The organism is Terriglobia bacterium (assembly GCA_035712365.1).
Taxonomy (GTDB): Bacteria; Acidobacteriota; Terriglobia; order UBA7540; family UBA7540; genus SCRD01.
This window is the reverse complement of the sequence record DASTAW010000026.1, coordinates 1-20,960: the sequence shown is the minus strand read 5'-3', so window position 1 is coordinate 20,960 and position 20,960 is coordinate 1. Positions and strand designations below refer to the sequence as shown.

The following is a 20,960-nucleotide window of genomic DNA, read 5'->3' as shown; positions in this document are numbered from 1 at the left end:
GCACTGGCCCGGGCTGCGGGCGCAGTACCAGGACCAACTGGCCCGTGACACGCAATGGCTGCGGTATGCTCCCGTGCAGTTTTATCGCCGTGCCGCAGCGTACTCCCGGTTTTCCTTTCGGATGGGGATAGGCCCCGCAGCGCAGTGGAGAGAGCTGGGAACCGCGCTCGGCAGGGCCTTGTGGCTGACGGCGCTTCCCGTAGGCCTGGCCTTGAACCTGATGGACCAGGCGCAAGGCCGATGAAACGCACAGTGCCAGGAATGAGCAGATGAACGAGCATCCTACTCCGTGGCCGGTGCTCTACATCACCTATGACGGCCTGATGGAGCCTCTCGGGCAGTCCCAAGTGCTGCCCTATCTTCGCGGCCTGGCGGGCGGCTTTGCCATCACCGTAATGAGTTTTGAGAAGCCGCAGGACTGGGCAGACCGCGAACCGCGACAGGAACTACAGGAACAGCTTCGCCGCGCTGGAATCGAATGGATTCCTTTGCGTTACCACAAGCGGCCGACCGTGCCGGCCACGGCATTCGACATCGCGCATGGCATTTTACGGGGCGCGAGACTCGCTCTGGGGAGATGCCCGCGGATTGTACACGTTCGGGGATACGTTCCGGGCGTCATCGGGCTCGCTCTCAAGCGGGTCACGGGAATGGGTCTCGTCTTTGACATGCGCGGCTTCTGGCCGGATGAGAAGGTTGACGGCGGGACCTGGCGGCGCGATTCGGGCGTGTACCGGGCGGCCAAGTGGTTTGAAAAAAGATTGCTGGAATGCGCGGACGTGGTGATTTCACTCACACAGGCTGGCGTGGACGCGATGCGGGAGTTTCCTTACCTTCACGGGCGCGATGTAAGGTTTGAGGTGATTCCGACCTGCGCCGACTTGGAACTGTTCCGTCCCCCTGATGCCACGAATGCCCGTAAGCGGCGCGGATTCGTATTGGGGTATGTGGGTTCGGTGGGAACTTTTTATTTATTCGATGAAGTTCTCGAATGTTTTAAAGAACTGCTGAAGTTGCGCCCGGAGGCTCGACTGCTGGCGCTGAACCGGGGCGACCACGACTATGTTTGGGCCAGGGTCAGAGCGCTCGACATCCCCATCGACAGGGTGGACCTGCGCGGCGTGGAATACCGAGAGGTCCCCAGGTTCATGCGCCGGATGGATGCCGCAGCCTTTTTTATCAAGCCGGTTTTCTCGAAGAAAAGCTCGGCCCCCACGCGCCTCGGCGAGCTATTGGGCTGCGCAGTTCCTTGCCTGGTGAATGCAGGCGTGGGGGACATGGATTCAATTGTTTCCGAGGCGCGCGCCGGAGTTGTGATGCGGGAGTTTTCACCCGAAGCGCGCCGCGCGGCAGTTCGGGAATTGCTGGCGCTCACGATGGACGGAGGGACCCAGGTCCGCTGCGTAGAGGCCGCGCGCAGTCACTTTTCACTTGGACGAGGCGTGGAAGCCTATCGAAAAATTTATCTTGAGATGGGAGACGCAGGCCAGACGCCCGAAATTGCAAAGCCGGGCGGGCCAGTCGAGGAGCTGGAGAGAGGTAGCGCGGACCTCCGGGTGTGAGGTCCGCGGGCTTTCCGCAGATCAGGATAAGAGCCGCAGATCCCGCAAGGCGGGACGGTCTGCGCTACCAGTCTGCGCGGTGCGACGAAAATGTTTTTCATCACTAAGAAGCTGGTTGGGGCCATGCTGATGCCCCTGCAGTTTTCGCTGGCGCTGATCGTCCTCGGCGTAATCCTGCTTTGGATGGACCGATGGCGGCGGCTGGCAAAATATCTGGTGACCGCCGGGACAGTACTGCTGCTGATCTTCAGCAACAGGTTTGTGGGTTACCACCTCGTGCACGGGCTTGAATCCAGATATGCGCCGCTTGTGCTGGCCCAGCCGGGCGCGGATAGAGCTTCCACCGCACCGTTTGCATCTGCTGGGGATGTGACCGGCAGCTCCATTCCAAAGCTCGGGCCGGACCCATTAATCGTGGTGCTGAGCGGAGGCGCGAGCGATGACCCGGGCCTGCCGATTGTCGATCGCCTTTACCCTGATTCAACCCTTCGCGTCGCTGAGGCGGTCGAGATTTATCACCATCTTTCAAACTCGATTACGGCCGTGCCCGCGGGCATTCGCGCCTCGGACAAGGGAAGCCCAACGGCACCGGTTACGCCGCGAATCCTGATGTCGGGAGGCGCGGCCTTCAATTCAGTTGCCGAAGCCGTTCCTATGCAAAAGCTCGCCGAGTTGCTGGGAGTGCCGTCCAACGCTATTCTCATGGAGTCGCGTTCGAAAGATACCGCTGAGGAAGCAAAGGAAATACTTCCGCTCGTCGGAAATCGACCTTTTATCCTGGTCACTTCTGCCTTTCACATGCCGCGGGCCATGGGGCTGTTCCGTCATCTGGGCATGCAGCCCATCCCGGCCCCATCCAACTATCTGGGCAGGTGGACTACACAGCCTTTTGTGATGAGGATCCCGCCAGAGGCGGATGCGCTGGTGGAATCTGAAGTTGCCGGACACGAGAGGCTGGGCATGATCTGGGAACATTTGCGCGGGCAGATGTGATGGCGCTCCAGCAGGCACAGTTTGAGTTCGAAGGTACGAACAGGGTGGCAGACGTCCAACAATGTGTGGAATAGCAGGCTTTCTCTCCCGGAAAACTGAGTTCGCTGCATCCAGCCTCGAAGAAGCCGTCGAGCGGATGGCGATGGCGTTGCGGCGCCGCGGACCGGACGACGGTGGATCGTGGGTGGACAGAGACGCCGGCATTGCTCTCGGGTTCCGGCGGCTCGCCATCCTGGACGTCTCCCCGCGCGGCCACCAGCCCATGTTTTCCGCCGACGGCCGCTATAGCATCGTCTTTAATGGCGAGATTTATAACTTCAAGGAGCTTCGCACGCGGCTTGAAGGCCTTGGACACAACTTTTCATCCGGCACGGACACCGAAGTGATACTTGCAACTGCGGTCGAATGGGGGGCGCGTGAAGTCCCTGTCCGCCTCCGGGGAATGTTTGCCTATGCGCTCTGGGACCGGCAGCAGCGGGCGCTCCATCTGGCCCGCGATCGCGTCGGCATCAAGCCGCTCTACTACGGATGGAGCGGGGAAACATTTGTGTTTGGGTCGGAGTTGCGGGCCATCGAGCAATTCTCGGGCTTTGAGCGGACCATCAACCACGAAGCCATGGAATTGTACCTGGATTTCGGGTATGTCCCGGCGCCACTGAGCATCTATAAAGGCATTCAAAAGCTTCCGCCGGGGACCGCGCTCCAGGTGCGCGCCGGAGAGAATACCGCCGAGGTCCGGAAGTACTGGGACCTTGAATCTGTCTTCAACGCCGGACCCGCGGTCACTGGCGAGCAAGAGGCGATCGAGAAGCTTGAGGACCTGCTCGAAGTTTCAGTGAAACGCCACATGATCTCCGACGTTCCACTGGGAGCATTGCTTTCAGGAGGGATTGATTCTTCGGCAGTCGTGGCAATGATGTGTGCGAAAGCGCCAGCGCGGGTTAAAACATTTTCAGTCGGGTTCGCGGAGAAAGGGTTTGACGAGTCGCATCAGGCGCGAGCTGTGGCAGGGCATCTGGGAACCAACCACACGGAGATGCTGCTTCGGCCGCAAGACGCGCTCGAGGTGGTCCCAAAACTGCCGGAAATTTATGATGAACCTTTCGCCGACTCTTCCGGGATTCCAACGTTTCTGATTTCCCGGCTGGCCCGCCAACACGTCACCGTTGCTCTGACGGGTGATGGCGGAGATGAACTTTTTGGCGGATATAATCGCTACCGATTTTTGCCCGCGGCGGTGAAATGGGGAAACCGGCTTGGGATGCCACTTTCCGCCACGGCTGCCACTTTGTTGCGAGGGGCCGGCGCGAGATTGTCCAGCGCTTTGGATTCCAGCCGCATCGGCGAAGGCTTGTCGAAGCTTGGAGACTTGATCGGCGCAGGACGCCTGGAAACAGCCTATGGGGCAGTGTGCAAGCCGTTTTCCGGATCTCACCTGCTGGTTGAGAGGACAGATCGGGACAGCGCATGGACGGGCCGGCCAACGGCACGGCGCGACTGGGTGACGCAGATGCAGTTGTGGGACGCCTTGACATACCTGCCCGACGACATCCTCGCCAAAGTGGACCGCGCCAGCATGGCTGTGGGCCTGGAGGCGCGCGTGCCGCTTTTGGACGACGAGCTCATTCCATTCGCGGCGTCGCTGCCGCCGAAGATGAAAATTCGAGGCCGGTATACCAAGTGGCTGCTGCGTCAGGTGCTCTACCGGCATGTTCCTCGCGAGCTGGTTGACCGGCCGAAAAGCGGATTTGCTGTTCCGCTTGCCGCATGGCTGAGGGGACCGCTGGCGGATTGGGTCGAGGGCCTGATCGACGCGGAATCCCTTCGCGGCCAGGACCTGCTGGAGGCCTGCGCCGTCCGGCATGAGTGGAGCGAATTTCGTTCGGGAAGACAGGCCAATCACCACCGGCTCTGGGCCGTGCTGATGTTCCAGGCGTGGCACAGACGCCGGCCGGATTCGAGTCCGGAGCCCGCGCTTGAACATTCATTGCAGCGCGGCGAAACGTTCGCGTCAATCTAACCACACACCATGCGCCAAACCCGGGCAGACACTTTAGATCCACGATTGCAGTTCGGCGGACTCATCGTGGGCGGCGTCGCATTCAGCCTCATGGTCCTCTGGCTGGTGGCCCACATGTGGATCTTCGGGCGGAATATCCCCCAGCCCGATATCGTCACCGATTACGTTCGCGGCTGGATTTGGGCGCTGGGGCTTGCCGTGGTCCTCGCGGTCCTCCCCTTGAAAGACGGTGGCCCGCTTTTGAAACTGTGGCTTGTGAAAGCTGCCGTCGATCTCGGCTTGATGCTGATTTATGAATGGCATTACGGCCTTGATGCCTATTGGTACTTCAGGATGGGCGCCTGGGTTCAGCACGGCTCGCTTCTGCCCGTATTGGGAAACGGCACGCAAACAATCCTTCGATTTTCGGTTATCGTGGCCGGCCTGGTGGGCGCCAGTTATCACGCCATGAAGATCGTTTATTCCTTCATCGGACTGTGGGGTTCATTCTGCTTCTACCGCGCCGCCTGCCATTACCTGAGAAGCCGGGAAACATGGGTGCTCTACGTGATAGGTTTGACGCCCACTGTGCTGTTCTGGTCGTCGATCCTGGGGAAAGATCCGGTGATTTTTTTTGGCGCCGGCCTTTACGCGTTGGGCGCTGTGGGCTGGCTGCGCACGGGCCGAACGCGTTACGCGCTGCACCTGGCCTGCGGAGTGATGATTGCGATGTTCATCCGTGAGTGGTATGGCGTGATTATGATAGCCCCTCTATTGTTTGTGGTGGGGCCGCGGCTCCGCCATCCCATTCAGCGTATTCTCTGCGTGGCCGGAGGGCTGGCCGGGATGGTGTACGCCTATTCGGTCTTTCAAAGCGAGTTCATGGCCGAGGGCGCTTCCAGCATCGTGCCGACGACAAACGCAATCCTGAGCGGCGTGGCACGTGGCGGCAGCGGCCAGAGTTTTGAGGGGTTCCATTCCTTCAGTTCCATGGTTTTGTTCTGGCCGTGGGGCGTCTTCACTTCATTGTTCAGACCGATGGTGTGGGATGTTCACAATGCTTTTATGGTGGTGTCCGCGCTGGAATGCACGGTGCTGCTGATTCTGGTGATTTCCGCCGTGGGCCACTGGCGTTTTAGCAGGCTGCGCGATCCGGTAATCTCCTGGGCGCTGGCTTACCTCCTGTGCTGGGCATCTCTTTACGGGTTTGGCGGATATGCGAACCTTGGTATTGCCGTACGGCAACGCCTGGAAGTGATGCCTGTTCTCGTCCTGCTGGCGCTGCTGCTGGGAACGAGACGCGGCCGCGGCTATCTGGACAGGACCCAGGCTAACCGGGACAACCTTTCCTAGCGACAATGGAACCCACGCTGCCAGACCGAGGCAGGATAACGCCAATTGCTGGTGGCGAGGAAAATTTGCAAAGCGTGATTGAGCCAGTGCGGACAGTACGGGTCCTGGCGCTTGTACCCGGAGTTCCTAACATTATCCCTGCCCAGCGCTTTCGGATTGAACAATGGGCTCCCCGGCTGCGGACTCTGGGAGTGCAAGTTGAATTTGAGTCTTTCATGTCTCCTGAACTCAACACCATACTCTACGAGCCCGGAAACTACAGCAGGAAGGCAGCATTAGTTGGCGAGGCGATGTTACGGCGCGCAGCTTGCATGCGCCACTTAGCGGAATTTGATCTGGTGTACGTGCAGCGGGAAACCGCGTTAATCGGACCCGCGTTATTCGAACGGTGGATGAATGTCAGGAGGGTCCCATACGTCTTCGACTTTGATGACGCCATCTTTCTTCCGAACGTCAGTGAAGCCAATCAATCCTTCGGCTTTCTGAAGTTTCCGGGTAAGGCTGCAACAGCATGCAGGCTGGCGGCGCACGTCATGGCCGGGAACGACTACCTGGGGGAATACGCAAGGCGGTTCAACTGCCGGGTGACGGTGGTCCCAACAACTATTGACACTGAAAAGTATCGGCCGCCGCGTCCTCGATGGGAGATCGCTATGCCGCGGCTTGTGTGGACGGGAAGCCCAACCACAGTTCCTTATCTCGAAAGTCTCGCAGGGGCCCTGCTGCGCCTTCGCGAGCGTCACGATTTCATCCTCCGCATTATCGGGGCCCACCAGGTTTCGTTGCCAGGGATCGAGGTCGAGATGATGCCCTGGCAGGCCGAAACGGAAGCGTTAGACCTCCATGGCGCGTGGGCGGGGCTCATGCCTGCGCCAGACGATGTCTGGACGCGGGGCAAATGCGCATGCAAGGCGCTCCAATATATGGCCGTCGAAGTTCCTGCAGTGTGTTCCCCGGCCGGCATGAACGCGCAGCTTATCAAGGATGGTGAGAACGGCCTTCTCGCTTCGTCGGCAGATGAGTGGGTGGAAAAATTAAGTTTGCTCATTACCTCAGCGGAATTGCGCCGGCGGCTGGGGCGGGCCGGCCGCGGAACCGTTGAAGCCTGGTACTCAGCCGAAGTGCAGGTTCCGCGTGTTTATCAGATTTTTAGGGCCGCGGCGCGCATTCCCGCGGGAGCTTATCAAAACGATGGCCAGCCAGCCGCGGTTCGGTTACCGCATGGCGTCAAGGCATGGAAAGAGACCCACTGGGAATAGGAGACAAATGGACCCCATGAAGAGAGTTTACATTGCTGGTTGCGGTGGGATGCTGGGCGAGGCCGTCTACCGGCGGTTCAGCAGGATTGCTGATGTGAAGGCAACAGACATTGACCTGAATGAGCCCTGGCTGGAGTATGCGGACGTGCGCGACTTCTCTCAGATGCGGGATTCGGTCAGAAGTTTCGGGCCGGACGTCATCATCAATCTTGCCGCTCTCACCGACCTGGAGCTTTGCGAGAAAGATCCTGAGAACGCCTGGCTGACGAATGCTCTGGGAGCGGAAAACCTGGGTCTGATTGCGGAACAGCTTGGCATCCCCTGCGTGTACATTTCGACCGCTGGAATTTTCGGCGGAGAAAAAGAGTACTACACCGATTTCGACACTCCTCAACCGGGCTCGATCTATGCGAAAGCCAAATACTACGGTGAACAGTATGTCCTGCGCAATGTGCGAAAACACTTTGTCCTTAGGGCCGGGTGGATGATGGGCGGCGGTCCAAAAAAGGATAAAAAATTCATTAACAAACTGTACCGGCAAATCAAGTCGGGAAGGAATGTTCTGCACGTGGTTGAGGACAAAAGTGGCACGCCGACTTACACCGTGGACTTTGCCGAGGGGATGGTCAAGGTCCTGGAGAGCAATCTCTATGGACTTTATAACCAGGTCTGTGGAGGCTCGGGAACAAGGCGGGACGTGGCCGAAGAGTTCGTCAGGTGCCTGGGCCTGGAGGGGAAGGTGCGAGTCGAACCTGTGGCGTCGGACTTCTTTGCGGCAGAGTACTTCGCGCATCGGCCGGCGAGCGAGCGTCTGGTGAACCTCAAACTTTCTGCGCGCGGCCTGAACGTGATGCGGGATTGGAAAACCTGCCTGGCTGAATACAGCTCCGTGTTCAGCGAAGATTTACGCAAGGTCAGCGCTGAGGTTGCGCGAGCAATGTGACTCTGGTGCAAACGAGGCGAGTGACCAGTACGCTCTCCCGGCGGAAACGTGCAAAACCAGCGCCTCTGAATTCCTCTCAAAACCATGAAGATCGCCCGAGCAATTGCCCGGCTCAACATTGGGGGGCCGGCAATCCAGGCAATTCTATTGACCCGCGAACTGGCGGACGCAGGCCATTCCACCAGTTTGCTGGTGGGCAACGTGCCGGAATCAGAAGGCAGCATGGAATATCTCGCCGATGAGTTGGGCGTCAGGCTGGTCCGGATTCCCAGGCTCTCGCGCGACGTGTCCATCTTTTCCGACCTCCGGGCATGCTGGGAACTTTATCGGTGGCTCAAACGCGAACGGCCGGACATTCTCCACACTCACACGGCAAAGGCTGGGGCGCTGGGCAGGCTTGCGGCTTTTGCTTCCGGAACGCCTTGCGTGCACACCTATCACGGGAACGTATTTGAGGGTTATTTTTCTCGCAAGAAAACGGCGGCATACCTATTCATCGAACGCCTGCTTGCCCGAGGCACAAAACGCATCATCGCCGTCAGCTCCAGGCAGCGTGACGATCTGGCGGGCCGGTTTCGGGTGGCGCCCGCGGCCAGGATTTCCACCGTTCGCCTGGGCTTTGATCTAAGCGCCTTCCTGAAAATTGCGCAAGGCCGCTTTGCCGAAAAGAACGGCTGCCATCCTCTGGTGGTTGGCTGGGTGGGGCGATTGACGGCGGTGAAGGACCCGGTGATGTTTCCAAGGGTCGCGGCCCTCTGCACGGGCGAGGATGCGATCGGCCCGTTTCTGATGGCTGGGGACGGCGAATTGAGGGCGCAGGTTGAGGCGGAGAAGGGCAGGCTTGATCTGGGGGACCATCTGCGTCTGGTCGGGTGGCAGCGGGACATGGTTTCCATCTACGGTCTGGTGGACATCCTTCTCCTGACATCGATTAACGAAGGGACGCCGGTTGCGGCCATCGAGGCCATGGCTGCGGGCTGTCCCACAGTGCTTCCGGACGTTGGCGGCGTGGCGGACCTGATGTCGGGCAACGCGGAACGCCACGCCGGATATTCCATATTCGACAACGGAATTCTTGTGACCCGGCGCACTCCCGAGACCTTCGCTGAGGCCCTGAACTGGCTGGCCTCAAACCCGCAACGCCGCGACCGGATGGGGCAGACGGCGAGCGTTTTTGCGCGGGAGAACTTTTCCAAGGAACGGCTGGTGAATGAAATCGAAAAAGTTTACGCAGCAGTGCTCGGTCAGAAAAACGGAAGGGAATTGGGGACCAAAGGAGAAATGCAATGAAAGTTCTGATAACCGGCGGAGCAGGATTTATTGGATCACACCTTGCGGAACGCTACCTCGCCTCCGACGACAGCGTATATGTGATTGATGACCTTTCGACCGGATCGGTCGAGAACATCCGGCACCTGAAGACCCACAAGCGGTTTGAATATTTCATTGATAGCGTTGAAAACCGCCAGTTGACGGCAGAACTTGTTGATGAGTGTGACGTCATCTTTCACCTCGCCGCGGCCGTCGGTGTGCGATTGATTGTGGAGAGCCCGGTGCGGACCATCGAAACCAATGTGCGCACAACGGAGATGGTCCTCAATCTCGCGGCAAAAAAGAAGAAGCGAGTGCTGGTCACTTCGACCTCCGAGGTGTACGGAAAACGCACGCAGATGCCGTTCCGGGAGGACGACGACCTGCTGATGGGACCGTCGAGCAAAGGCCGGTGGAGCTATGCCTGTTCCAAGGCGTTGGATGAATTCCTGGCGCTGGCTTACTGGAAGGAGAAGCACGTGCCGACGACCGTCGTCCGCCTCTTCAACACCGTCGGCCCGCGACAGACCGGGCGCTACGGAATGGTGGTGCCCAACTTCGCGATGCAGGCGCTTCAGAATGAAAACATCACGATCTTTGGAGACGGCACCCAGCGCCGCTGCTTCCTCCATGTCTCGGACGCGGTTGACGCGCTGATGGCGCTGATGGTTGAGAGCAGCGCAGTGGGTGAAGTTTACAACGTGGGCAGCCCGGAGGAGATCACCATCCGCAGTCTTGCTGAAAAGGTCAAAGCCATGACAGCATCCTCGTCAAAGATCGTAATGATTCCTTACGAGGAAGCCTACGAGGAAGGATTTGAGGACATGCTCCGCCGCGTTCCCGATATTTCAAAAGTGAATGCACTCACCGGCTTCGCGCCGCAATATGGCCTGGACAAGATCCTGAAGGACGTGATTTCTTACACGCGAGGCCGGCTGGCAGCCGACGGTCGGTTGCCGGTGGCGGCCGGCGGAAACGGAAACACGGGCCCGGCCGGGCGCCAAATCGCCTGGCAGCCTTCGGGAGCGTTGTAACGCCACGACGCGCAATCTGAATGGCGACAGGGTCAATGCCTGGCGCTCGCAAGCTGCTGTGCGTGAATATCTTCCAGCGCTCCACTAAGATTTGTGGAGAACCGGCGAGAACAACTCCACAACCGTCGTACGCTAAACCTTGAAAATGACAACGACAGTTCTTCCGATTGTTGTGTTGGCCGCCTCCGTTGCCGTGACCGTCCTGATACGATGGGTGGCCCGGTTTGCGGGGATCGTGGCGACTCCCAGGGCTGACCGCTGGAATCGCAGGCCAACCGCATTGCTCGGCGGTGTCGCCATTTTTGTGCCATTTGTTCTCGGGTTGCTGGTGCTCCGGCCCCCCGTTCAAGGGCTTTGGCCTCTGGTGGGCGCGGCAACGTTTATCTTTGCGGTCGGTCTGGTAGACGACCTTCACACGCTGAGGCCCTATGTCAAGCTCGTGATGCAGGTGGCGGCAGCCTCCGTGCTGCCTTTGGCCGGTCTGGCGCTGCCCTGGACTAATTATCAGTTAGTCAACGATGTTATTACGCTGTTTTGGATAGTGGGCATTACGAATGCAGTCAACCTGCTTGACAATATGGACGGGCTGGCCGCCGGGGTGTGCGCGCTGGCGTGCATTTTTCAGGCGGCGTACTTTGTGGTGAACGGTCAGGCCCCGGCCGCGATGTTATCGCTGCTGCTGGCGAGTGCGATTGCGGGATTCCTTATATTCAACTTTCATCCCGCCTCCATTTTTATGGGGGATTGTGGATCGCTTTTCCTGGGATTCATGCTGGGCGGGACGGCGCTGCTCAACAATTGGGGGCGGTCACGTGGATTGGTGGCAGTGTTGATGACCCCGGTGCTGCTCATGCTGGTGCCGATCGTCGATACTTCGCTGGTCACCATTACCCGAATTCTTCGCGGCAGGCCTGTTTCTCAAGGGGGAAAGGACCACGTCTCGCACCGGCTGGTGGCGACCGGACTCTCCGAGCGGGGGGCAGTACTGCTGTTGTACGGACTTACGGCCGTTTCCGGCGGAATAGCGTTTGAACTGCGGTATCAGCACGAAGAGGTGCTCTATTTTGCGATTCCGTGTTTCGCCCTGGTCGTGCTGTTTTTTGCTCTCCACCTTGGCATGATGCGGGTCTACGACCAGGAGGATCTGCCTCAGGGCAACCTGTTTTCATTGCTCGTTGACTTTTCGTACAAGCGGCGTATCGCCGAGGTCCTCTTTGACCTGGTGCTGATGACGCTGGCTTACTATGGCGCGTTCCTGCTCCGCTTCGGAGCTACAATCCCGGCCCGGCAGATGTATTTCTTCGAGCGCTTTGCTCCGCTGGTGCTGGGAGTTGAAATGGTGCTGTTCCTGCTGGGCGGACTGTATCGCGGAATCTGGCGTTACGTTGGAATTGAGGATGTGATCGTCATTGTACGGTGCGTGACGCTGGCAGGGGCCGGCGCAGCGGCCGCCGTGCTGCTCGTCCACCCCAATCCGCGCCTTTCGGTGGCTGTGCTGACTCTGAACGCAATTCTATTGCTGATGCTGGTTGCCGGCAGCCGCGTTGCGCTGCGGCTGCTCGCAACCTGGCTGCGAAGCCATGCCACGAACCACGAAGCAGCCACACCCGTCCTGATCTACGGCGCCGGGGCGCGCGGGGACCTGCTGGTGAGGGGAATGCTGGGTGGAAACCAATATTTTCCGGTGGGCTTTGTGGACGATGACGGCAGCAAGGTTGGACGGCGGCTCCACGGAATTTCAATCTACGGGCCCGGCGATCTTGCGCGGGTGAGGCGGAAGCATGAGGTCAGCGAGGTCCTGGTCTCAAGCGCGAAGATTTCGGAAGAAAGGGCAAAATCGCTGGGGATAACTGTGCGTCGGATCTGAATCACTCCTATGGCACACCAATCTGTCAAGGGCGGCCTGGCCGTCCTGGGTTTGATGCTGAGTTGCACAATGCGCGGGACCCCGCAGCGTCCACCGGCGCTTCAGGCCCAACAAATCCCGCTGTTCAGCCTGCGCGCGCAGGTATCCCAGGCGGGCGGGAGCACACCTTCTCAAACTTTTACTTTCAAGTTCTCAAGCCAGACCGCCAGGATGCAGGGCAATGCCTGGAGCCCCTGGATCGAGTTTTCATCAGCCGAAGCGGAGGCCGCGCTCCAGTCGTATTCAAACCGGGTGCGACACCGTTTCCCGATTGTATTGACACTCGCAATATCTCCTGTTGTGGACCCAACGCTGGTGAACGTTCAAGTGCGTTTCTCACAGCCGGCCAGCACAGTGGACCTTCACGGTGAGTTGTTTGGCCCGACTTTGGGCATCATGGTGTGGCGCGACACGGACACCAACGCCCCTCGAGTGGCCACGATGGCGGGCTACAACCAGCGGTATTGGCATGAGTTTGACGCCGCCGCTCTGCCCGCCTCGCAAAGGCCCAAACACTTTCTGATTGTGGACCGGTTTATCGGCGGCGACAGCGACCGGCTTGATTGGCAGGAAGGCATTTCCCATTTAGCAGAGACTGGTATTACGGCAATGCTTGTACCGCCGTCCGCCCCGCTTCGCAGCATGCTCCTGCAGAATGGCATACGGCGAATTGCCCTGGGTGGCGGAATTGTCGGCGGTCCCTTGGGCGTCGGAACTACAACGGCGCAGATTGAAAAATGGAGCTCGGATTTCGCCACCAATTACTTTAAAACGGGCTACCAGCCGGGCGATTTTTCACAGTTTGCTTTGGCGGACGAACCGGGTTGGTATTATCCAGCGGCGATGGAGGCCGTGGACAACGATCCCGCAGCGCTTCAGACTTTCCGGCATTATCTGGCAGACCAAAATCTGACTCCGGCGTTGCTGGGAGCAACCGATTGGGAGCAGATCCACCCGATAGGGCGCGGCAGCGTGCCTCCGGGCGCCCCGCTGCCTATGCGGCGATTGTTCTACTGGACCTGCCGATTTTTTCCCTGGTACGCGGCTGAGCATATGCACGAAGGGACCGACCAACTGCACCGCGCGTTCTCCCCGGAACTCAAAACGTCCAGTAACTGGAACAATTTCGCAGGGCAATTCTACTTCGAGGGATTCCCCGGACATAATCCAAATCCCCAAAGCCCGGACGCGGCGATGGCAGCTCCGGATTGGTCTGAATCCGGGCGGATGAAGGCAACCGATTTCCTCTGGACGGAAGATTGGTTTGGCAACAACCGCGCCTGGCAATGGTCCTTTTACGCTTCGAGACTTCGCTCGATTGCTTATAAGAATGGCCTGGAATTCGGCGGGTACATCGTGGGGGGAACCGCGGGTGAGCCTATGGACGGGTTCGTCCAGAAAGTATTGACCCTTATCGGCAGTGGCGCCAAGGCCGTCTTTTATTACAACTTCGGGCCGGAATACAACTTCCCAGGCAACTCCTACTCGGAGGTCCCCGGCGTCACAACCCAGTTCGCTCATGCCGACAAGATGATAGCGAATGCGGAAGACGTGTTGTGGCCGGGCCGCGAACCGGCGGCCCAGGTGGCCATTCTGCAACCTCGCAGCTCCGAAGTTTGGGACGGTTTTCATATCCCTCACGGATCCAGGATCGCCGGCGTTACCAACAGTAACCTGCACGGCCTGAACCTGGACTATATGATCGAGGAATTTGAGGAATATCTCGCTCTCGAGATGAGCGATATTCCAGCGGATTTTGTCAGCGAGGACGAGCTGACCGACGGAACGCTTGGCAAGTATAAAGTCCTCTATATAACCGAACCTGACATCCCGAGTGAAGGACAACAAGCCATCGCGCAGTGGGTAAAGAACGGTGGCACGCTGGCGATGGCGCCTGGGGCGGCACAGGGAGATCGCTATGACGAGCCCTCTAACATTCTCACTACACTGGCCGGAAGCCCGCCACGCCAGCGAGCTTACATCGCGTATGCGCTTGTGCTTAATAAGACAGGGATGATTGGAAATACCCCGGCTTTTGGTGGACGTTCTGAGCCATCGTCCAAAGGTAAGCCGGTCGCCTTCTTCAGCGATAACAGGCCTGCCGTTTCCGAGCGCAGTGTTGGGGCGGGGAATACCATCTATTTCTCCTATTTCCCCGGGCTTTCGTACGGGCGACTGGCCATAGACCTTCGTTTAAGTTTGCGGAAGAACCCGGAAGCCGAATTTCTTCGCGGCGTTGTGCTGACGCCAGTGCGGGCGGCGCATGTTAGTCCTGCCGTGCAGGTGGATACTTCCTACGTCGAAACGCCGATGCTGATGTCACCTGCCGGCGCGGCCATCACACTTCTTAATTGGACGGGAGGTGACCTGCCGTCTGTGCGGGTAACGGTCCGCGAGCCTTTCCCAATCGGCAGGGCTGCAAGCGTGACGCATGGCCCGATCAAATTTCAGCGTCAAGGCGATGTGGTGACATTCTCGCTTCCCCTTGGCGCTGCCGATGTTGTAACACTCAAACGTTGACCAGGAGCAGCGCTTCGGCCGGCCGCTACCGGCATGCGGCGCGGCCTGGCAGCCGGATTGGCAAGCGCAGCATTCGGGGTCCGGACTGCCGGATTGATTTTCATGTCTGAGAACTGATATACCAGAGAGTAAGTGAAGGCGGTGCAAAATGAAAAGGAACCGTTTCGATACAGCGCTGTTGATTTTCGTGTCTGTGCTGTTGACCGTGACCGTAGGGATCGGGGGTTCAATGCCCGTCGGCGCCTTGATGGGAAGCAAAAATGCCACGATTGATGGGCAGGTGCCGCTGCCGCATACCACGCTGCTGAGTGGCGACAGCCTGCAGGTGAGGAACGGCCTTGCCGTGGTGACATTGGAGCAGGGGAATCGCATGCTCCTTGGACGCGAAACAGAAGCTTCGTTCCTGCGCGATGCCGACGCCGTGACCGTCTCTCTGTCACAAGGGAACCTGTCACTGTATCATCCGCAGTCCAGCAGAATGTTCCGGGTAAAGGCTGGCGAAGTAACCGTAGCTCCGTTGAAGGATTACCAGACGCTGGGGGACCTCGCAATGGCTGACGGGTTTTTGACAGTGACGGCCAAGGACGGAGCGTTGGAAGTGGAGAAGGCCGGCGCCACGCAGCGAGTAACCAAAGGCAAGACCATCAAAATCTTAGCCCGCGAAGAAAGAGCTCCACAGGACGATCAGGGCGGACAGAGACACCTTAAGCGCGTACCGCCCGTGCTTTTCTATGTCGGGCTTGCGGCTGGAGCAGGACTTCTAGCCTGGGCCGTCGTGTCCGCTACTTCTGGCGGTGGTGCAACTCCTACACCAGTCTCGCCCGTCACGCCCGGTCCATGAATATTCCTGGAGTTGTTACCGTCAGTTCTTGAATGCTGACGATTGCTTGTCAGACAATCTCCCGCCCCATTCTTTACATAGGCCAGCGGAATCCCAGAGGAGTGGATCACCCCGCAATTCCGTTTCTTCCCAGGCCACGGCGTTTAGGCCGGAAGTTCTTTATGGCCCAAGAGAGCGCAAACGCAGGACGTACGGAACTGGTTTCCGTCATCATACCCGCCTATAACGCCCAGCGCTTCCTGCCCATGACATTGTCGTCAGCGCGGGCGCAGACTTACGGCAACATCGAGATCATCGTCGTTGATGACGGCTCGACCGACGCTACACCCGAAATCGCCGAAGCGGTGGCCCATGTTGACAAGAGGGTCCGTGTTGTTCATCAACGAAATGCCGGAGTGGCTGCGGCACGCAATCGGGGTATCGCCGAGGCGCGCGGTGACTACGTTGCGCCGCTCGACGCCGACGATATTTGGCATCCCCGGAACCTCGACCTGCAAATGGACGCTTTGAGGGCGGCGGGGCCCGAGACAGCCCTTTCATACGCGTGGTTTGTGTCCATCGATCAGTATGGCCGTTTTCTGGGCCTTTGCCGTTCCCACCGGCTGCGCTTGAGCCGGGAAGTCGTTTTCGGCTTGATGGCCGGCAACTTCATTGGTAACGGGAGCAGCACCGTGATGAGGCGCAGCATGGTTGAAGCTGCCGGCAGCTACGATCCGAGCTTGCGCGCACGGGGTGCGGAAGGGTGTGAAGACCATGGTCTTCACCTGGCGCTGGCTGAACGCTGGAACTTTGCCGTCGTGCCGCAGTACCTGGTCGCTTACCGACGTCACGCCGCGGCCATGTCCCGGGATTCCGGGCAGATGGTGCGTTCGGGAGCCATCGTCCTTGCAGAATTGCGGCGTCGCCGAACTGATCTTCGTGGGTACCGGCTGGGTCAATGCCAGGCCGTCTATCATCGGGAAATCCTTGCGGCGGCGGTCCGCAATCAAGATTGGAGCAAATTGCCCGGCCTCACTTCCTGCGCGGCTCGAGAGGGCGGGGCCTGGTGTCTGCTCGCCCTGATCGGTCGCCAGTTACCGATGAGGGTCGCCGAGCATTTCTTGCACAAGTTACGCCGGCGCAGACCGTCAAAACAGGCCAGCCATCCATTTTTGGACGTTTTCTGGCCGATAGAGAGTTCCATAGCGACACCGCTGCCGGAGACCCATGTGGGAGATACCCGGCCGCCCGCCGCGGCAATGCCGCTGAAGTCCATCAGTTAGCTCCGAATAATCCGAAGCCCCTCGGAGAGTGGCGGCGGTTTCGCGGGGAGCGAAGTAGTCTGAAGCTTTTGCCTACCCGCATTCCTGTTCCAAGGCTGCTTAATGGGAACGTCTAAGAGACATAGCGAAATCGGTATCGTCCGCCGCCTATTGCCTCTGCTGCAAGGGTACAAGTGGCTGCTGCCGGTTGTCGTCGTTTTGGGCTTGCTTGCGTCTGTGATGGAGGGCGCGAGTCTCTCGCTCCTGGTCCCTCTCCTTCGTGTGCTGACGGACCACGCCGGCTCGCTCGCCCGCAACAACTCCCTGATTTGGCGCTTTGAGAACGTGATTGACGTTGTGCCGCCAGGGTGGCGACTCCCAGCCGTCGTGCTGGCGATCTTCGTCGCGATCTGCTTCAAGAACCTGATCAGCTACGCTGATGTTGCCGCGTTTTCCCACGTTGAATCACGCCTGGGCCACGATCTTCGCGTTCGCTTGTTTACCCGTATTTTGAACGTACCTTATGCCAGGATGGAAGATTATCCTCCTGGAAATCTGATGAATTTGCTGGAGACCGAGACCTGGTACACCAGCCAGGCTCTGAAGGTGCTGTTCAGCGCAGTCACAAGCGCCTGCACGATCGTCATTTTCGTTCCGCTCCTGTTTTTCCTTTCCTGGCGCCTCGCGATCGCCGCTTTGCTGATTGCGGCGATTCTACCCTCCATCGTGGCCCTTGTAACTCGGGAGGTGAGAGCGCTCGGCGAGCGGGCCGTCGCGGCCAACTCGGACCTGGCCAGCCGAATGTGGTCAAGCCTGAATGGGCTTCGTGTGACGCATCTTTTCGGCCGGGAGGATTTTGAACGGAAATGTTTCGAGGAATCCTCACGCCGGGCCCGGGACATCTCACTCCGGTTGTCACTGATTCTGGCGCGAAACAACCCGGCCGGCGAAATTCTGATCACGGCCCTGATCGCGGGACTCGCCTTGCTGGTCCAGGCGCACCTGATCGATATTGCCACGCTCTCGGCGTTTGTCGTTATTCTCTACCGCTTGCAGCCGCGCGTTCGTGTTCTGGTTTCCTCGCGAGTGTCACTCGCGGGCTTTGAAGGCTCGGTGATGGCCATCACCCGTTTCCTTGGCGAGGACGCTTCCGGGCCTGCTCCATCCGGCGTCCAGTGCCCCGAGACATGGCAGACGATTCGCTTTGAGGGCGTTACGTTTCGCTTCAATAATCAGGAAGTTGCGGCTTTGGACAAAGTCTCATTTGAAATACGCCGCGGCGCCAGCGTTGCAATCGTAGGCTCGTCAGGCGCCGGGAAGTCCACCTTGATCGATTTGCTGCTGGGCTTCCGCGAACCGCAGGGCGGCTCGGTGACGATTGACGGGATTGCGATGAATGACCTTGATCGCGTTGCGTGGCGCTCCAGATTCGCCGTGGTCAACCAGGACCCCTACATCTTTGATGAGACGGTGCGCTTCAACATTCTTTACGGCCGGCCTGAGGCTGATCATCCCGATGTCGTGGAGGCGGCAAAACTGGCGTGCGCCGACTCTTTCATACAAGCCTTACCTGACGGCTACGAGACGGTCGTGGGCGAGCGCGGCGTCCGGCTGTCCGGAGGGCAGCGGCAGCGGCTGGTGCTGGCCCGGGCCCTGGTGCGCAAACCGGATGTCCTTGTCCTCGATGAGGCAACCAATGCGCTGGACAGCGTCACGGAGCAAGCTTTCCAGCAGGCCCTCGAGCATTTCACGCGGGACCACACGATCATCATTGTTGCCCACCGGCTATCGACCATCCAGCAAGCGGACCACATCCTTGTGCTTCATCAGGGCAAACTGGTTGAGCAGGGGAACTTCTCGAGTTTGCTGGCGAGGAATGGGCTTTTTGCCCGAATGTATGAGCTTCAGAGCTACGGGCAGGCGGCGGAGTATTCTGATGTCGCAACCAACTGACCTGGGCCCAATCCGGCAATATTGGAGTGCGGCATGACTCAGCCGACTGTGTCGGTAATCATTCCCGCTTTCAATGCTGCGGACACCGTGCGGACGGCGCTGGGCAGCGTGCAAGGGCAGAGCTTCCGGCGATGGGAAGCCGTCGTCATCGACGATGGTTCAAAAGACTGCACTGCCGAGGTCGTCGCTTCGTTGGCCCTCGGCGACGGGCGTATTCGCTATCACAAGAGTCCGTCCAACCGAGGTCCAAGCGCGGCCAGGAACGCCGGCCTGGCAAAGGCCCAGGGCGAATATGTGATGTTCCTGGATGCGGATGACTGGATTGGCAAAGATCACATCTCGCGCCTGGTCCACGCGCTGCGCCGCAATCCTTTGGCGGGAGGGGCATACACCGGGTACACCATCGCCACTGAAGGCGGCTTGCACGAGCGCCCCGTAAGCGCAGCCAGGCCCGAATCGCTATTTCAATACGCGGCAAGGGCATGCCCGTTCAGCATTAATGCCTGCCTTGTGAAACGCAAGGTTGTAGAGGACGCACGCGGCTTCGATGAATCTCTAGTGGTTGCCGAAGATTGGGACCTCTGGCAGCGTCTGGCCCGGGGAAGCGTCAACTTTCTGCCTACCAGTACCTGCTCTGCATACTACCGCGCACACGGCGGTTCTCACACCCGCTCTTCCGGACGCCTCATCCCCGATGGATCAGTGGTCATCAGGCGAGGTCACTCACCGGATGCACGCGTCCGCAATCCCAAGCCGGAACATCATCTCGGAGAGCCAGTGGCGGACCTGCCGGCAGCCATGCTTTCTTTCCTGATATGGGCCACTGGTTACCTTGTCGCCGCTGGTTCCATACTTCCACCGCTATCCGGTTACCTTCCGAAATTGGCCGTTGAAGGCTTTAGCGAAACCGCCGTTGCGTCGCTACTGTTTGACGGCTTGATGCACGGCGTTGGATGGGGAGGGGCAGCCCTCGCTGCTCGCTGGGCTGATCTGTGGCCCGATCTCGCGCGTTCACTGGGACCTTTATACTCTTGCTCTTCCGCCCGTCTGGATAAGGACGCCATCCGGTGGAAGGTTGAACGCCTGCTGGTCGATGAGCTCGGCCCGGAGGACGCGCCGGTCACCGTCGGACACATTCGCGTTCTTCGCGCGCGGTTCGAAGATGCCTGGACTGCGACTGAAGTCCCGAAGGGCGTCGAGATCGTTCGTGTGTACCCGTCACTCGATGATCGCAAGTTTGGTGTAGCAGAGTTAGGGGCCGTTCCTGGCCCTATGTCTCGAAGGACGCTTGCTGCGCCCGTCCTCAAAAAACACCACAGCCTTTTGGAACCCGAGACACGGCGATTCATCAGGAACAACCCACGGCTGCTGCGCCAACTAGTGGGGCGCCGCACGCTGTATTTCCTTTGGGACCTTCTGCACGTCCCGAGGTCACGCTGGCGTCACCGCGTCGCAGCATACGTGTCCACGCGAATCAATTCTTACCTGGCGGTCCGATTCGGGCTCGGGCCGGTCCAGTCCAGGCCGCAGGAAAACCCGACACTTAAAGAGCCGGCTCGATCTGTGATCGAGTCCGATCCAGAGCAGAAGAGGTGGGGAGAAGTGTTTGCCACTCCTGACCCGTGGAGCTACGGGAGCGGCTACGAACAAACCAAATACGAGCACACGCTTGAGTTGCTCCCGGACACGCCCGTCGCTTCCGCGCTCGAGCTGGCGTGTGCGGAGGGACATTTTACGGCCCAGTTGGCTCCTCGGGTGGGCCGGCTCGTCGCCGCGGATATCTCTGACCGTGCGTTGTCGCGCGCTCAGCAGAGGTGCCGGAACCTCCAGAACATCACCTACCGCCAGATGAACCTGCGTCGTGATCTTCTCGGGCGGTTCGACCTCATCGTTTGTAGTGAAGCGCTTTACTACCTGAAGGATCGCCACGAATTACGCCGCCTCGCCGCGCGATTTGCGAAAAGCCTCAACCCTGGCGGCCATTTGCTGATGGCGCACGCGAACCTGGTGGTTGACGATCAGGGCGCCACCGGCTTTGACTGGAT

At 59.3% G+C, this 20,960-nt stretch carries 15 protein-coding genes; all 15 read left to right on the top strand.

Features of this window, described 5'->3' with window-relative positions; translation table 11 throughout:
• A partial coding sequence (locus VFQ24_07250; GenBank protein HET9178139.1) for a hypothetical protein occupies positions 1-244 on the top strand: 244 nt, incomplete at its 5' end.
• A gap of 25 nt (positions 245-269) precedes the next feature.
• Positions 270-1,562 (top strand): glycosyltransferase, encoded by a 1,293-nt coding sequence (locus VFQ24_07245; GenBank protein HET9178138.1) that lies wholly within the window; start codon positions 270-272, stop codon positions 1,560-1,562.
• A 90-nt stretch (positions 1,563-1,652) separates the two neighbouring features.
• Positions 1,653-2,555 carry an ElyC/SanA/YdcF family protein gene (locus VFQ24_07240; GenBank protein HET9178137.1) on the top strand — a complete coding sequence of 301 codons (903 nt, stop codon included), beginning with the start codon at positions 1,653-1,655 and terminating at the stop codon, positions 2,553-2,555.
• A gap of 61 nt (positions 2,556-2,616) precedes the next feature.
• Complete coding sequence (gene asnB / locus VFQ24_07235) at positions 2,617-4,575, top strand: asparagine synthase (glutamine-hydrolyzing) (protein ID HET9178136.1); 1,959 nt, start codon at positions 2,617-2,619, stop codon at positions 4,573-4,575.
• 66 nt (positions 4,576-4,641) lie between these two features.
• Positions 4,642-5,907 (top strand): hypothetical protein, encoded by a 1,266-nt coding sequence (locus VFQ24_07230; protein ID HET9178135.1) that lies wholly within the window; start codon positions 4,642-4,644, stop codon positions 5,905-5,907.
• A gap of 215 nt (positions 5,908-6,122) precedes the next feature.
• Complete coding sequence (locus tag VFQ24_07225; GenBank protein HET9178134.1) at positions 6,123-7,166, top strand: glycosyltransferase; 1,044 nt, start codon at positions 6,123-6,125, stop codon at positions 7,164-7,166.
• A gap of 16 nt (positions 7,167-7,182) precedes the next feature.
• On the top strand, positions 7,183-8,109 hold the full coding sequence (locus tag VFQ24_07220) for an SDR family oxidoreductase (protein HET9178133.1): 927 nt from the start codon (positions 7,183-7,185) through the stop codon (positions 8,107-8,109).
• An 84-nt stretch (positions 8,110-8,193) separates the two neighbouring features.
• Entirely contained in the window at positions 8,194-9,399 is a 1,206-nt protein-coding gene (locus VFQ24_07215) for a glycosyltransferase (GenBank protein ID HET9178132.1), read from the top strand.
• Positions 9,396-10,454 (top strand): GDP-mannose 4,6-dehydratase, encoded by a 1,059-nt coding sequence (locus VFQ24_07210; GenBank protein ID HET9178131.1) that lies wholly within the window; start codon positions 9,396-9,398, stop codon positions 10,452-10,454. Before VFQ24_07215 ends, VFQ24_07210 begins: the two co-directional genes overlap by 4 nt.
• A gap of 145 nt (positions 10,455-10,599) precedes the next feature.
• The gene (locus VFQ24_07205) at positions 10,600-12,321 is read left to right on the top strand and encodes a hypothetical protein (GenBank protein ID HET9178130.1); all 1,722 of its coding nucleotides are present in this window, start codon (positions 10,600-10,602) and stop codon (positions 12,319-12,321) included.
• A 9-nt stretch (positions 12,322-12,330) separates the two neighbouring features.
• Positions 12,331-14,880, top strand: coding sequence for a hypothetical protein (locus VFQ24_07200; GenBank protein ID HET9178129.1), 2,550 nt, complete (start codon positions 12,331-12,333; stop codon positions 14,878-14,880).
• Between the two features lie 148 nt (positions 14,881-15,028).
• Positions 15,029-15,721: a hypothetical protein gene (locus tag VFQ24_07195; GenBank protein HET9178128.1), complete on the top strand. Its 693-nt coding sequence runs from the start codon at positions 15,029-15,031 to the stop codon at positions 15,719-15,721.
• Between the two features lie 161 nt (positions 15,722-15,882).
• Positions 15,883-16,983, top strand: a complete 1,101-nt coding sequence (locus VFQ24_07190) for a glycosyltransferase family 2 protein (GenBank protein HET9178127.1) — start codon at positions 15,883-15,885, stop codon at positions 16,981-16,983.
• A gap of 102 nt (positions 16,984-17,085) precedes the next feature.
• On the top strand, positions 17,086-18,915 hold the full coding sequence (locus tag VFQ24_07185; protein HET9178126.1) for an ABC transporter ATP-binding protein: 1,830 nt from the start codon (positions 17,086-17,088) through the stop codon (positions 18,913-18,915).
• 33 nt (positions 18,916-18,948) lie between these two features.
• Positions 18,949-20,960: glycosyltransferase (locus tag VFQ24_07180; protein ID HET9178125.1), on the top strand; the 2,012-nt coding region annotated here is incomplete at its 3' end.